The organism is Candidatus Tokpelaia sp., from assembly GCF_008636115.1.
GTDB lineage: Bacteria > Pseudomonadota > Alphaproteobacteria > Rhizobiales > Rhizobiaceae > QLZD01.
This window is the reverse complement of sequence record NZ_QLZD01000020.1, coordinates 1-11,753: the sequence shown is the minus strand read 5'-3', so window position 1 is coordinate 11,753 and position 11,753 is coordinate 1. Positions and strand designations below refer to the sequence as shown.

Annotated in this window: 16 protein-coding genes; all 16 read right to left on the bottom strand. The window is 52.2% G+C overall.

Annotated elements, in window-relative coordinates:
* Nucleotide 1: 1 nt before the first annotated feature.
* Nucleotides 2-190, bottom strand: a complete 189-nt coding sequence (locus DPQ22_RS02755) for a hypothetical protein (protein WP_150213060.1) — start codon at nt 188-190, stop codon at nt 2-4.
* Between the two features lie 68 nt (nt 191-258).
* Nucleotides 259-894: a phage baseplate assembly protein gene (locus DPQ22_RS02750; RefSeq protein WP_150213059.1), complete on the bottom strand. Its 636-nt coding sequence runs from the start codon at nt 892-894 to the stop codon at nt 259-261.
* Nucleotides 891-1,412 carry a hypothetical protein gene (locus DPQ22_RS02745; RefSeq protein WP_150213058.1) on the bottom strand — a complete coding sequence of 174 codons (522 nt, stop codon included), beginning with the start codon at nt 1,410-1,412 and terminating at the stop codon, nt 891-893. Before DPQ22_RS02745 ends, DPQ22_RS02750 begins: the two co-directional genes overlap by 4 nt.
* Nucleotides 1,413-1,417: 5 nt before the next feature.
* The gene (locus tag DPQ22_RS02740) at nt 1,418-1,978 is read right to left on the bottom strand and encodes a phage virion morphogenesis protein (RefSeq protein ID WP_246681446.1); all 561 of its coding nucleotides are present in this window, start codon (nt 1,976-1,978) and stop codon (nt 1,418-1,420) included.
* Nucleotides 1,975-2,391 carry a DUF1320 domain-containing protein gene (locus tag DPQ22_RS02735; RefSeq protein WP_150213057.1) on the bottom strand — a complete coding sequence of 139 codons (417 nt, stop codon included), beginning with the start codon at nt 2,389-2,391 and terminating at the stop codon, nt 1,975-1,977. Before DPQ22_RS02735 ends, DPQ22_RS02740 begins: the two co-directional genes overlap by 4 nt.
* 59 nt (nt 2,392-2,450) lie before the next feature.
* On the bottom strand, nt 2,451-2,756 hold the full coding sequence (locus DPQ22_RS02730; protein WP_150213056.1) for a hypothetical protein: 306 nt from the start codon (nt 2,754-2,756) through the stop codon (nt 2,451-2,453).
* On the bottom strand, nt 2,756-3,727 hold the full coding sequence (locus DPQ22_RS02725; RefSeq protein WP_150213055.1) for a capsid protein: 972 nt from the start codon (nt 3,725-3,727) through the stop codon (nt 2,756-2,758). Before DPQ22_RS02725 ends, DPQ22_RS02730 begins: the two co-directional genes overlap by 1 nt.
* Before the next feature lie 54 nt (nt 3,728-3,781).
* Nucleotides 3,782-4,123: a DUF2190 family protein gene (locus DPQ22_RS02720; protein WP_150213054.1), complete on the bottom strand. Its 342-nt coding sequence runs from the start codon at nt 4,121-4,123 to the stop codon at nt 3,782-3,784.
* A 59-nt stretch (nt 4,124-4,182) separates the two neighbouring features.
* Nucleotides 4,183-5,310 carry a phage protease gene (locus tag DPQ22_RS02715; RefSeq protein WP_150213053.1) on the bottom strand — a complete coding sequence of 376 codons (1,128 nt, stop codon included), beginning with the start codon at nt 5,308-5,310 and terminating at the stop codon, nt 4,183-4,185.
* Nucleotides 5,311-5,754: 444 nt separating this feature from the next.
* Complete coding sequence (locus DPQ22_RS02710; RefSeq protein WP_150213052.1) at nt 5,755-7,158, bottom strand: phage minor head protein; 1,404 nt, start codon at nt 7,156-7,158, stop codon at nt 5,755-5,757.
* Nucleotides 7,148-8,737, bottom strand: a complete 1,590-nt coding sequence (locus DPQ22_RS02705) for a DUF935 domain-containing protein (protein ID WP_150213051.1) — start codon at nt 8,735-8,737, stop codon at nt 7,148-7,150. Before DPQ22_RS02705 ends, DPQ22_RS02710 begins: the two co-directional genes overlap by 11 nt.
* Nucleotides 8,737-10,251 (bottom strand): hypothetical protein, encoded by a 1,515-nt coding sequence (locus tag DPQ22_RS02700; protein ID WP_150213139.1) that lies wholly within the window; start codon nt 10,249-10,251, stop codon nt 8,737-8,739. Before DPQ22_RS02700 ends, DPQ22_RS02705 begins: the two co-directional genes overlap by 1 nt.
* A gap of 91 nt (nt 10,252-10,342) precedes the next feature.
* On the bottom strand, nt 10,343-10,954 hold the full coding sequence (locus DPQ22_RS02695) for a DUF3486 family protein (protein ID WP_150213138.1): 612 nt from the start codon (nt 10,952-10,954) through the stop codon (nt 10,343-10,345).
* A 3-nt stretch (nt 10,955-10,957) separates the two neighbouring features.
* The gene (locus DPQ22_RS02690) at nt 10,958-11,251 is read right to left on the bottom strand and encodes a hypothetical protein (RefSeq protein ID WP_246681445.1); all 294 of its coding nucleotides are present in this window, start codon (nt 11,249-11,251) and stop codon (nt 10,958-10,960) included.
* Complete coding sequence (locus DPQ22_RS02685) at nt 11,251-11,598, bottom strand: DUF2730 family protein (RefSeq protein ID WP_150213049.1); 348 nt, start codon at nt 11,596-11,598, stop codon at nt 11,251-11,253. Before DPQ22_RS02685 ends, DPQ22_RS02690 begins: the two co-directional genes overlap by 1 nt.
* Nucleotides 11,599-11,603: 5 nt before the next feature.
* Entirely contained in the window at nt 11,604-11,750 is a 147-nt protein-coding gene (locus DPQ22_RS09410; protein ID WP_425305139.1) for a TraR/DksA family transcriptional regulator, read from the bottom strand.
* Between the last annotated feature and the right edge of the window lie 3 nt (nt 11,751-11,753).

Here is an 11,753-nt window from a genome sequence, read left to right as displayed (position 1 = left end):
CCTATTCCTGTGCTGTTCTTGCCGGCAAAGACGGCCTTTTGCTCTTTGCCACGGCAATATGACCGAGCATAAGCGGATATTGCGCCTCGGCTGTGCTTAGCTGGATAAATTTGCCCTTGCCGGGGTTGCGCCGGCCGGCCACATAAAGGGCATCGGTCAGGATTTCATAATCTTTGAGGGGATTTGCCATTTTTAGCCTCCGTTTCAGAGGCAGAATAAAGGCTGGGCGGCGCGCGTGCCAGCCTGACACTGTCAAGCTCAAACAGGAGCGCCCGTTTGGCCGCCGCCGGTCTCAACGCCACCATGTTTATGATCGGCGCCGATATTCCTATCTTTATGTTTAACCTTGCCGGCGGTAATTGTAAAGTCAGCCCCCAGTTCCACCACGGATTCACCGCTTTTCAGGGTGATTTTGCCATCGGACAGCTCAATGCTGCTCTGGCCCAGTGCCAGAATTATTTTGTCATTTTGCAGAACAATGCTACTGTTCTCGCCTTTTTTGACAACTATCTGCTCTTTGTTCAGGGTGACAGTGCAGCCTTCATAGGCCACGACTAAATCTTCCGGCGCCAGTGCCGGATTAGGCGCCGCCGAGCTATGACTGTCGCGCACCGCCAGCGATGAAGAGCCGATTTCACCATTTGGCGACAGCAGGCGGACGGGATCACCGACTTTGAAGGGGATATTGGCGGCAACGGCGCCGGCCGGGGCTTGAGCCTGCACCCAAGGCGATAAAACCGGCTTGCCGTCTTTGTCCTGTCCCAGTTCTACCCGGATTTTATCTTTATTGACCTCGGCGACTTTGCCGATTATCTGCATATTAGCCAAGCGTGCTTCCGCTTCGTCCAGCCTTTTGGTGATTGACAGGAAAAAACCGGTTACATAAGCACTCATTTTACCGACTCATCAGTTTCAGTTTGTTTCTCAATATGAAAAATGGCTTGCCCGGTCTCATTAAACAGGCTCTCGCCGAAGCCCCAGAGCTTCTGACTCCACTCAACCCCGCTAATGCTGAAACCTTTCTGGCCGTCAACCGCGGATAATAATGGGGAAGAACGGATAGAGCGCGGTGCGGAAAGCTGTATCAATCCCCATAATTGATTGCTGCGACAAAGGCAACAGACAGCTTCGGTGATACCCCATGCTAATTCGTCCCTGCCTTTGCCTTCTGTCACAATAAACGCGCCGATATTGACATCTGCCTCAAGGCGTGCGTCCAGTTCATGGGTGAAATTGGCGGCTAAAATAGCCACGCGCACTGCCGGCGGCCTGACCATCAGCATTTTCATTTCGTCCAGCCCCAATTTGCCAAACTGGCTATCAACCGATTGCAGTTGCGGCAACGCCTCTTTTATCGCTCCTTTGACAGCTTCGCGCAGCTTATTCAGGCGTGTTTGTGCAAAATCCTGCATCTCTCTCACCAATTCCCCACCGGTTCGGCCGCCGGCACGGATTGGCTGCCCCAATTACCCACTGGCTCTGCTCTTGGCAGCGGATCGGCAAATCTTGCCAGCCAGGCTTCCGCCGTGTGCACTATTTCTTCTGCATTATCGGCTGACAGGCCGATGTAAGGCCGTGCCGGCATTTGCACCATTTTGGCGAATACCGCGCCGCCACCAACGCCTATAAAGCGCAGAGATTTGGCATTTTTCGGTTCAATTTTGCCGCCAAATTGGTGAATTCTGGCATAATTCAAACCGCTACCCACCGCCACATAATCAGAGGTGGCGGCATAATCAATGCTGCGCATAAGCGCGCCCGAGGCATATAAAATAGATGTGCCCGCCTTGTTCGGTTTCCACTCTTCGCCGTTTGGGGCGGTTTTTTCGTCTACCAGGCGCCGCCGCGTCTGCCCCTGTATCAATCGGCCCAAGCCTTCGGTCAGCTCAATTTTTGGGGCATTGATAAAACCGTCAAGCGCCATAAGACTGGCCACCAGACTATCTTTCTCTATATAAAAGGAAATAGCAAAACTCACGGCAGCCAGCGCCCCATCAGTCGCGGCCCGGCGGAAAAGGCGGCCCCGGAACTGCTTATTTCCCCACCAATATCTATGCCGGGAGTATCGGCGCCAAGGCCTGCTTTGCCTTCGGCAATGCGTTCCAACATTTTGACTGCCTGTTTATAGCGGTCTTCAATCGTGGTAGTAAGGGCGGTATGCCGGTTGGCCAAAATGTAAACGGCAATATTAGCGCAGAGCATTTGCAAGGCGAGCGGCGCGCCTTCAATCGGGCATTTAAAGCGGGCAGAGAGGTGCAAATCCATTTCGCCACTGGCCTGCTCAAGCGCATCGGCAACGGATTCTGCTGCCTCTACATCATCGGCAAGCAAATCAGCAATAAACTGTTTGCCCCAGATTTTTTCCATTGTTTCCTTGGCTGCATAGGCCATTGCCATATCCTTTTAAATTCCCCATTTGCGAGGGGAGAAAGCCGCAAATGGGGGTTCGACTATTCTTGTGGCGGAACAGGCGCTACAGCATCTTGCGCCAAAAGCGCCTGCAGCAAATCTGCATTATCGCTCAATTCAGCCGGTAATGCTGCTCCCGGCTCATAATAGCGCCCCCCAAAGCGTATTGTGTTTTTTGCGACATAGGCCGGATTGCCGGTTTTTACTGCCTCTATTGTTTGTGGCATTGCCCAATCACCGACCGGTTCAGCCGGCGGGGCTTCATTATCATCAACCTGTTCGGTCTCCAGAATTTCATTATTGCTGATCGGATCAGTTGCCGGGGCTTTATTGCGTTTTCGTGCCATTAAATCACCTCGGGTAACAATACGCCAACATCTTTAGCTACTGCCAGCTCCTTACAGCGCTCGCCGACACGCACCCTTTTGCCGCCTTCCAACCCAATATCTTTATCCTCTATTGAGCCGGAAATCCTTGTGCCGAGCTGGGCGGTAAATCCCCAACTGATAACCGCGTCATTAGCTTGCCGCTTTGTCGGATCAATGTAAAGCAGGGCGATATTATTGCCCCAGACACGCTCAAGCTTGGCTTTTTGGCCCTTCCGGGCGGTATTTACCAGCCCGGAGCCGATTTGCAGGCCTTCCGGGTTGATTTCCATCAAATCGGCAAATTGCGCGCGGGTGATAAAGCCGTCTGCACCATCGGTAATACCGCCTTTGACTGCTTTAATCAGCCGCGGGTGCCGCTTCAACTTTGACCAAACAGCCCGCCCCATCACAATCGTATTAGGGCGGTAAACCAGCGTTTTTTCCATTGCGTCATCTAATACCCCGTAAGGGTCAGAATTGGCATAATCAGAGAATTTATCATTGCCGGAAAGGGTAATAACGCGGTCAGATGTATAGTTTTTCTTATCTTGTACGACTGCTGCTACGCGGATTTCGCGGCCCAACTGGATAAGATTAGCCAGGCCTTCAACGGCCATTTTTTCCGGGTCAACTGTGCTCCGCCGCTGTGCCCGTGCCGTTTCCGCCTCTTTGATGTCGCTGTTAGGGATAGCATCGTCCAGACCATAATCGGAGGTTTTGGCCGTTTTTTCCACCGAAGAGAATTCAACAATATTAGGCCGGCTTTTCCGCCCGACTTCCAAATCTGGCACAGTAAAACCTTCTTCAATCGGATACTCTGAATATTTGAAGCTCTCGCTTAAAACCTGCACAGTCGGCAAAATCCGCTCGCCAATAAGTGTTTCGGCTGGATTACGATAAGCGATCGCGATTGCAGTTAAAGTGGGATCAACGGGAAAAGGTCTGTTCATTGTGATAATCCTGTTTTACTGTTTGAAGAATGAGAGATTTCAGGTTGCGGCGCTTCACATTACCCGGAAGGGAATAACATCGCCGGCAGCGCCGTCTTTAATCGCCACGCCTAAAATACGATCACCGGCGGCGGCCACGACAGCGCAGGAATTGGCATCACTGGTCAGCAAATCGCCAAAAGCGACATTGGCGCCGCAGCGCACTTCCGACCAGCCGGCCTGATCAATATCAAGCATATCGCCGCTTTCGGCGCCGACAGCATTGGCTGCGCCCAGAATCTTGTCCGTTTTTGCCTTGGCCAAACCAACTGTGCCGTCTTCATTGGCCTTAACAATCAAAAATCCGGAAATTTTCTCGCCGGCACGAAAAGCTTTCGTCAAAATAGGTGTTGTCATTGTCAAAATCTCTGCTCTGGAGGGGTTAATAGGGCAATTCTGCTACGAATCCTGACCGTCTATTTCAACCGGTCAGGGTTGGCCATAATAAAATCTACCGCGTCAATGGTGCTGATGGCGATGCCTTTGGCCGCTTGCTCATTTTGATAAGCAACAGCGCAATGCGCTACTTTTTGCGGATCAGCCGTATCGCCGGCTTCCGCTGTACCGGCCTGTTTGCCGTCCAGATTGCTGGCTTTCGCCAGTGCCGGCAATTTTTCCACCAGCTTCTTGCAGCCGTCAAAGCCCTCTTGCGTGTTGCAAAGCGCCTTATACTCGGCCCGCGCTGCCGGCGTCATTTTACCGGCAGCAATCGCCCCGTCCAGAAAGCTGTCCACATCTTTATCGCGCATCTGGCCGCGCAATTCAGCCAGCTCTTTTTGACCTTCAGCAAATTGCGTCTGCAAGGCTGCCAAAGCCGTTTGCTCGCCCTCGCTTTGCTTGCTTTTTGCCACGGCTTCCGCCGCTGCCAGTTTTTGTGCCTCTACTGCCTTGATAATCGTCGGCATATCACTATCGCTTTTGACAGCCATCGCACTGCACAGCGCCTGCCTTTCCTTTTCCCGGTCAGATTTTTGCCCGGCAATAGCGGCGATAATATCTTTCTCAATGGCGTCTTCTTTCAGTCCGAGACTGGCGGCAATAGCTTGCAAACTCATTTCGTGCTCCTGTTTCTGTTTTTGCTGTTGCTGTCGGCGCGCTAACGCATGCATGATAAAAGCCGGCCGATTGACCAGGCCGGCACCTATCAATTTTGTGATGTAGCCGTTTTTCAGGTGTGAAAAAGACGGCGATATATAGCGATATTCCCGCGCAGCGATTGCTCGCGCCGCTTCTGCCGTCCATTCAATGCGGGCATAAAGGCCGTCATCGCGTGTCTGCAATTCCTCTATCCAACCAGAGGCCGGCGCCTTTTCGCCGATTTCGGGCAAAATATCCTGCGCATGCTCGTAATCAACAGCCAATGGCCCTTGATTGGCAGTAAAAGCGGCAATCACCGCATTGGCGTCTAACTCCCATTCCCGGCCATCGCGTGCTTTGATATGCGGCCCTTTGGGGAAAATCTGCACCCATTTCGGCGCAGTGCCGGCTTCGGCCGGAGCAGGTAAAGGCTGCATAAAGCAACACGTGGCTAGATTTTCGGTCATGTGGCAAAAAATCCTTGTTTCCGACACTATCGTGCAAAAACAAAAAACCTGTCAGCTTGACACTGTCAGGCGCAAGGATTTTTTGATGATGTAAAGAGAGATAAAAAGAGGGGCGAGGCTTTATTTATAAAATCAAATTCAAAGGCCGTTCAAAGGCCGCCTATCAGTTTTTGCACGGCTCTTGATGATTGGCCAATTTATTTGCGCTCGCGCGCCCTGTGGCTTTTATTTTTACCCGTGCCCGCGGCGTAGCGCAATCTGTTTTTTTGCTTGCACGAAAACGCATGGCATTATATTATAACCACATCGGGAGCGAGCAGGTTTCTATAAGGTGCTTTTAGTGCGCTTATGAGAGGGTGACATCTCTCCGTTACCGCAACAAATAGGGCGCAAGTCAAGTTCTACATGGCTTTGTCCATCGGCGGTTTGACGCCCGCCTGCGCCCTATTTAATTTTCTCCCCTTTTCTCTCTGCCGCCTCTAAGAAATTTTTAGCAGCCTTTTCGCTCTTACGATGGAAGCTGGTTAGCCACCATTCTTTGGCCGTTGCGACATATTTTACAGCGACACGCCACCATACATCACCTGCTTGCCCGACAAAAATAGCTGTATTGCTTTCCTTACCTTCTTTTTCTTTCCGTTTCACCACCCCCACGGGAGCAGCGATGACGGTTATAGCCTTGCGCAAATCATCAATTCCCAAACCGCGTTCTTCGTGCTCCTTAATTATATGCTGCAAACTGTCATTGGACAGTTTGACTACGCCACTCTGTTTTTGCGGCGCCAGAATTTCTTCTACCTTAAAGCCATCAGGTTTCGGGGCAGCGACTGGCGGCGCCGGCTCTATCGCAGGTGGCGCGACAGGCCTATCGGCCGGCGCCGGCGCAGCAGGCTTGGCCGGCAACGCCGCCGGCCTTGGTGGTTTCGGCTCGTCAAATTCCTTGCGCACACCTTTCGGCACCGGCGCAATGGGGATTGCATATTTATCCGGCGGCTTAATGTCCAGCATGGCCGGTAGCAAAGGTGTGTTGACAATATCCTCTATGGCCACTTTCCGCCGTTCTTCCGGCATGTTTTCAATTTTGTCAGATAAAAAATCCGAAACATTTTCGGCGCGGAACATGCCGGGATTGTTTTTCCATGACGGGTCTATCCCTTCCGGCACCCACTCGATCTCACCCGTGCGCTTATTCTTGACCGGCCGCGCCCATTCCGGCATTTCACTTTTTGGGTCATAGCCTTTCTTTTTGGCTTCCCATTCGCTTATCTGTCGCACCCAGCATTGGCATAGCCAAGCATTGGGTGGGTAAAGCCAGCGCCAAACAGGGTCATCAACCCGGGCAATAAAGCCATAGAACCGCTCATGGCTAATGCGTGGGTGCACTGCCTTGCTTGGTTCATAAATCAGAAAAGGCAGAAAATCCTTATTACGCTGCGTCCGCGCCCATTCCCCAGCGGCATAGGCCGTCATAGTATTGGCCCAATAGATAGTGCGCAGCCGGCGCGGGCTGCCAAGCTGCACCAGCTTTTCCTCGCCGGTTTTGGGGTCAACCATGCGCTTTTTCCCCCACCAGCCTTTAGCCTGCAAAATTGGAGTGATTTGCGCCGCCCATTCAGAATAAGGGATACGCTCGGCATTTGCCTTTTTTAACGATTCTTGTAAATCTTCCAAAATATCATAGCCAGTAGATTTCGCTACTGTGAGCGAAAAAGCGTGTTCTTCGGCCGCAAAATCACGATAATCAAAACTTGGTTTTATGCTTTTGCGGTCAAAATAACCGCGCATTTCCGCCGGTGCGAGCTTAAATATTTCGTCCCAATCCGGCTTTTCTTTTTTATCACTTGCCATTATTTTGGCCTTTGCCGCCAAAACCGCGCGCCAACATTTGCAACGCTGCCAGCTTGTCAGCCAGCGGCAAAATATTCATTTTGGTTATGGCATTATTCAACACCGCATTGGCTTCTTCGTAAGAGCCGCAAGCTCTCAAAGCTTCTTCGAGAGGCGCTAAAATGGGCGCTAAAACCTCTTCATAGTCTTCTGCTGCGGTGAAGGCCAACTCTTCCAGAGGCGCTATCGGGTTGCTATCATTATTGATTGAGGCAGATGCGCGGTGCTGCCCACAGCCGCAGCCAGTGTCTATTTGCCGTGCGGTTGCGCCTGTTTGTTTCTGTGCCGGCGCAGCGGCCGCCGGCGGCGTTAGAATTGCTTCATCTTTCTGCGGCTCACTAAGGCCGAGTTCCTCACGAATTTCCTTTTCCGAAACGCGCAGGCCAAGCGGCACCAGTTTTTGCAGACTGTCGCATAGAGCAGACAAATCTCGCTCCTCGACAATCGGGAAGACAATTTCGGGGTAAGTATCCTGCGGGCCGAAATTGGCGTCAATAAATGGCCGCACCAGATCGCGGTTAAGTGTAGCTTCCAACTGGCGGGCGTCAGAACGGGCAATATCGTGCCGCACATTTTCATGAACGCGTGCTTGGCTAAGGCTGGCGCCATCATCAGTGGTCATTGTCTGGCCAAGCACTGCCTTGCTTATCTGCTTGTCCAGATATTCCGCCATGCTCTGGAATACCGCATTACCGGAGCCGCCTTTGACTTCGACAAACTCAATTTCCATTTCCTTAGGGATAATAGCGGCGGCATCGGTTGAAAGATTGCGCAGTGCGGTAATCAACACCCTCTTTTCGTCATCATTAGCGCTTGCGCCATAACGGCCCACACGGAAGGGCATGCCGAAGACTTCGAGGAACGCCATCCAGTCTTTAATTGTGTAGGTTTTGAATATAAATCCCCATGCAGCCAGACGGGCAAGGCCGCCGCGAATAGGCAGGCCGCTTTTCAGTCGCGGCTTATGGACAATAAATTTGTAAGGTTCGAGCTCTTCCCCGGCGCGATTAGTCTCGCTTTTCAGCCGTAAAGTCTCGCCGTCATCACGCGCTATCTGAAAAAACCGCTGATTGCGCCATTTCCAATCCACCGGCCACCATTCTTTGGCTGTTTTCTCCCAAATGGTTTCTATGACAGCATAACCTTTTGCCAGCGCGTCCAATGTGTCAGATACGCAATTATCGGCAAATACCGCCTGACTGATCACTTCCGTTAAAGCCTCTGCCTGTTTCTGCTGTTCTTTATCATCGCCTGCTGCTTTAATGTAAGGATCAAGGCCAGTTAATGCGTTTTTGCGGGTGGATAAAACGGCGCGATAATGTAAGTCCCGCTCTTCCATTTCTTCCGCCAGCGCGAAAAATCGGTCAGGATAACCTTGCGCGGCTTGTCGCAATATATCGGCCAAAGCAAAGGGAGTGAGGCCGTTGAGCACTGTATCGGCCCAGATTGTCCGCACCCCATCAATAGTCGGCGCGGCTAGCTCTTGTTGCAGTTTTTTGGAGATAAGCGGGCGGCCTTTTGTGTCGATTAAACCGGGCATTAGAATATTCCTCCACGCAAATCAGGTATCAGGCCGCCGCCGGCCGGCTCTTCAAACATAGTGCCGCCGGCATTGTCAGTCGTGGCCGGTGTGTAGGCGTAAATTTCTGCATCTTGCCGACTGGCAAAATAGCAAAGAGAGGCAGCTATTGCCGTATCGCCATGCCGGGTAAAACCGTCAGAACCTTTAAAGCGATGATCATCGGGCACTTTTACATAGCCGTTGACATAAGCAAGCGCTTGATGGTCGGCCAATATATCGGCATCTTTAGGTAAAATAAGCGATCCATCACCGAAAGCTTCTAAATAAGCGGGCATATTGGTCAGATACCAGCTCTGCGATAGCTGCACTTCTTGCACCGATGCGCCATAACGCTGGGCAGCTTTTTCTGCCAAATAAGCACCATTGCCGCGTGCGTCCAAGGCGCCGCCTTGCCGCTTGGGTAAGCGGTCAACAATGTAGAAGAGGATTTCGCGCTGCTGGTCAAACGGCATATTGCGCAATTCCACCGCCAGCACAGTGCGGCGCACAAGCGCGCGGCTGATTTCCATCACGATAATTGCTGTGGCATCGCCGCTGCGCGCAAAATCTACGCCAAAAACATGAGGCAAGCGGCGGTCAGCCTTAGCCAATATAGGGGCCAGCCGCCAATCACACCAATCCTTTGCATCTTTGGTGCGGCTTGCCTCTGATTGGTTTTTGAATTCATCTTTGGCCGCGAAACGCAAAACCGGAATGCCGGGGCGCATTACCGCCTCAATCTGCACCCGGCTCAAGGCGGCGCCCTCTTGATCAGCCGGTATTGCATCAAGCTCTTGCCGCATGGCAGAGGTGCGCACACCATAAGAGGCGCGGATACGCTCTTCCCATGCCTGTTCACCTTCCGCTGTCCATTGCTCACCTTTTATCTGGCAAACGCGGCGAAAAAGGCCGTTCTTGACTGCCAGTTCAAACGGATAGCGGTGGATTTTAAACGGCACTTTGCCGGCGCGCGCTTCCAAAATCAGCTCGTTAAACGGGTTCAAAACTCCGTTATGCGTGCTGATAACGCGAATTTTTCCGCCCCAGATCAGCAAAGCATTGACCGCGTCTAAAACCCCGCGCACGTCCTGATGGAAAGCCGCTTCATCAATCACCACAATGCCCTGCAGACCGCGTATATTGTCAGGCCGGCTGGATAATGCCTCTACCCGAAAGCCGCTGGCAAAGCGAATTCTGTAAGATGATATATACTTGGTGGTTCCGTCCGGCTTTTGGTCTTCAAACAAATATTCCTCAACCGGGCTGGTTTCGGCCGAAATGGCGCGGGCGAATTTGGCGACATAACCGATAAATTCCCGCCCTTTGTCTTTGGTATCACCTATATAAAACACATTATCGCCGCCGGCTGAACGGCTGGTGGCGGCTGTCACTGTGTCGTCGAGCGCCTCAGCAAAGGTGATTCCTGTTCGCCGGCCTTTTTCGGCAAGTTTCAAATCGCTTTTATCCGCAATCCAGTCGGCCTGATGCGCCATTAACACGCCTTCAGCCAACGGATCCAGGCCATCTGGAACTGCGCCGCCAAATGTCAGTTCCGCCGGTGCAGTGACCAGCTTAGCCGCTTGCTCATTTTCCATTGCGCGGCTCCGGCTTGTTCCTCACGCCCAGAACCTGATTGCGGATAGCGGCGGCCATATCGCCCGACAGCCCGGCCTCTTTCGCTGCTTGCTCAACTGCTTGCCCGGCATCTTTGGCAAATTCGGCTTCCAGCTTCTGCCGGCGCGCCGTGCTGATATGCTGGGCGGCAAGGGCGGATTTTAGCGCATTGCCCAGCGCTTGTGCTTCTTTGGGTTCCAGCCGTTCATTGCCCGAAAGGGTCTCAAAAATCAGCGTCTTGATAGCTTCAGCGGCTATCAGTGTCAGATCATCACTGGCCCCAGCGTCAAAGCGATCGGCCAGTGAAGCGGCGATTTCGCGCGTTTGCGACAGCCTGCGAGACATGGCAGCAAGCCGGATTGAATAGCGGTTAAAGGCAGAGCGACTGGGGATAGCAAAAATCCGCCCCATTTCTTTTTGCACTACCCGGCAATCGGCTTCAAATCTTGCAAAAATTTCGGCTTGAGTATGCTCTCGCGCCGCCAGCAACTGGGCGGCTTTGGCGATAAGGGCATCGCATTCGGGCGGTAACAAGTCTATCGCCGACAGCCTGCCTCTGCCTTTATCTGTTTTTTTGGCCATCATTCACCCCTCTGACGGCGCGTCAACGCCTTCCAGCTTTATGCGATGCTCCAAGTGATCGCGGCCGGCCTGTTTCAAGCGAGCAATCAGCACTGTTCCGGCTTCTGTCATCTGCACGGCGTTCATATCTGCCAGATAGCGCATTTGCTGACGCACCCATTCACGCGACCGGCGATGTCCGAAAGTATCCAAAACTTTTAGCAATATGGTCTGGTTAGCGCTGTGCCCCGGCTGCTGGGCAAGTTCTTTTAAAATAATAAGGCGGGCATCAGTGGCCAGGAAATCATCATAATTCATTATTTCTTTTCCTTCCCCTTTACGCCCCCCAACAAAAAATCTTCCATACGCCGGGTAGAACGCTCGGTTGATTTTGCTGCGTGGGACATAACTTTAATATCCCCCTTCATTTCGGCGAAAGAGACAGCCAGCTTGGTAAAATCGTCTTTATTAGGCAAATGTTTCAGTTCGGTCTCTACTTTCTGCACTCGTTTATCCAGCTTGTCGTGCTTGCTATCAAGCTCTTTGATTGCCTCGGTATTCTCTTTTGTGCCGCCGGTAAAATGGCTTTTAATCAGCCCGGCGAGGGATATGACAGACAGAATAAAGGCAACCCACGCGCCGATAACAGCTATATCAAATGTCACTTTTTTTAGCCCTTCTGTTTCTGCTCTGCTTCATTTTGGCAATCCACACATAATACCGCTTGCGGCATTGCCTTTAATCGCGCCGGCGGGATAGGTTCACCGCAATGGCGGCAATAAACCTCTTCTCCGGGGGCTACTTTGTCCGTGCCCATCAT

What these genes read in the sequence shown, in the direction of transcription:
- DPQ22_RS02730 (WP_150213056.1), bottom strand. Translation starts at nt 2,756, where the DNA reads ATGGCACGAAAACGCAATAAAGCCCCGGCAACTGATCCGATCAGCAAT.
- DPQ22_RS02695 (WP_150213138.1), bottom strand. Translation starts at nt 10,954, where the DNA reads ATGGCCAAAAAAACAGATAAAGGCAGAGGCAGGCTGTCGGCGATAGAC.
- DPQ22_RS02755 (WP_150213060.1), bottom strand. Translation starts at nt 190, where the DNA reads ATGGCAAATCCCCTCAAAGATTATGAAATCCTGACCGATGCCCTTTAT.
- DPQ22_RS09410 (WP_425305139.1), bottom strand. Translation starts at nt 11,750, where the DNA reads ATGGGCACGGACAAAGTAGCCCCCGGAGAAGAGGTTTATTGCCGCCAT.
- DPQ22_RS02710 (WP_150213052.1), bottom strand. Translation starts at nt 7,158, where the DNA reads ATGGCAAGTGATAAAAAAGAAAAGCCGGATTGGGACGAAATATTTAAG.
- DPQ22_RS02750 (WP_150213059.1), bottom strand. Translation starts at nt 894, where the DNA reads ATGAGTGCTTATGTAACCGGTTTTTTCCTGTCAATCACCAAAAGGCTG.
- DPQ22_RS02690 (WP_246681445.1), bottom strand. Translation starts at nt 11,251, where the DNA reads ATGAATTATGATGATTTCCTGGCCACTGATGCCCGCCTTATTATTTTA.
- DPQ22_RS02725 (WP_150213055.1), bottom strand. Translation starts at nt 3,727, where the DNA reads ATGAACAGACCTTTTCCCGTTGATCCCACTTTAACTGCAATCGCGATC.
- DPQ22_RS02715 (WP_150213053.1), bottom strand. Translation starts at nt 5,310, where the DNA reads ATGACCGAAAATCTAGCCACGTGTTGCTTTATGCAGCCTTTACCTGCT.
- DPQ22_RS02735 (WP_150213057.1), bottom strand. Translation starts at nt 2,391, where the DNA reads ATGGCCTATGCAGCCAAGGAAACAATGGAAAAAATCTGGGGCAAACAG.
- DPQ22_RS02700 (WP_150213139.1), bottom strand. Translation starts at nt 10,251, where the DNA reads ATGGCGCATCAGGCCGACTGGATTGCGGATAAAAGCGATTTGAAACTT.
- DPQ22_RS02705 (WP_150213051.1), bottom strand. Translation starts at nt 8,737, where the DNA reads ATGCCCGGTTTAATCGACACAAAAGGCCGCCCGCTTATCTCCAAAAAA.
- DPQ22_RS02745 (WP_150213058.1), bottom strand. Translation starts at nt 1,412, where the DNA reads ATGCAGGATTTTGCACAAACACGCCTGAATAAGCTGCGCGAAGCTGTC.
- DPQ22_RS02720 (WP_150213054.1), bottom strand. Translation starts at nt 4,123, where the DNA reads ATGACAACACCTATTTTGACGAAAGCTTTTCGTGCCGGCGAGAAAATT.